This window comes from Ketobacter sp. GenoA1 (assembly GCF_003671475.1).
Classification (GTDB): Bacteria; Pseudomonadota; Gammaproteobacteria; order Pseudomonadales; family Ketobacteraceae; genus Ketobacter.
The window spans coordinates 1-517 of sequence record NZ_RCHM01000006.1; the positions used below are offsets into that span (position 1 = coordinate 1).

The following is a 517-nucleotide window of genomic DNA, read 5'->3' on the forward strand; positions in this document are numbered from 1 at the left end:
CATCCGCAGTGGTGGTGCCAATGGAGCCAGCATCAATAAACACTTCAACCGACGCATTAGCTTCTGCTGTACCTGTGATCACCAGTTGATTATCTGACGTAATACCGTCAGACGCTGTTCCAGTATCGTCTGTGATAGCGGTAACCGCCGGTGCTGCCGGAGCTGCCGTATCCACGGTTATATTCAAGGCGCTTGAGGCTGCCGACGTATTCCCTGATGCGTCCGTTGCCGCGGCGGTAATAGCGTAACCACCATCCGCCAAAGTAGTGCCAGTATGATCAAAGCTCCAGTTACCACTGCCATCGGCTGTAGAGGTGCCAATGGAGCCAGCGTCGATAAACACTTCTACAGAGGCGTTTGCTTCTGCTGTGCCAGTAATAATTAACTGATTGTCTGAGGTAATGCCGTCAGAGGCAGTTCCAGTATCATCGGTAATGGCCGCAACTGTTGGTGCTGATGGTGCTGCCGTATCCACCGTTATATTCAAGGCGCTGGAGGCTGCCGACGTATTCCCTGA

Annotated in this window: 1 protein-coding gene; it reads right to left on the reverse strand. The window is 52.8% G+C overall.

Going from position 1 to position 517, the window contains the following annotated elements; translation table 11 throughout:
* On the reverse strand, window positions 1-517 hold a 517-nt coding region (locus D9N13_RS00075; RefSeq protein WP_290584469.1), incomplete at both ends, for an Ig-like domain-containing protein.